The sequence below is a fragment of the Fructobacillus ficulneus genome (genome assembly GCF_001047075.2).
GTDB lineage: Bacteria > Bacillota > Bacilli > Lactobacillales > Lactobacillaceae > Fructobacillus > Fructobacillus ficulneus.
On record NZ_DF967988.1, the window covers coordinates 1 to 218 of the forward strand.

Annotated in this window: 1 pseudogene; it reads right to left on the bottom strand. The window is 45.0% G+C overall.

The annotated features are described in order from the left end of the window. Positions 1 to 218, bottom strand: a pseudogene (locus AOQ29_RS07810) (hypothetical protein); the annotation flags it as partial.

The window sequence follows — 218 nt, forward strand, 5'->3', positions numbered from 1 at the left end:
TTTTTATGGTTAATTTGGCTGTACTTACTTGTCTTTCGTAGCATAGCCCAAATACGTCGAACGCCATAATAGGCATATTTTGAAGACAGCGAACGAATCATATCCCGTAATTCTTGGTCAGGTTCGCCTGCACGAAAGCGTCGCTTCCAATAGTGGTAGGTTGTTGGGCTTAGGTCCAAGGCCTTTAGAATCGCTACTTGTCTGAATTGCGCCTCGAG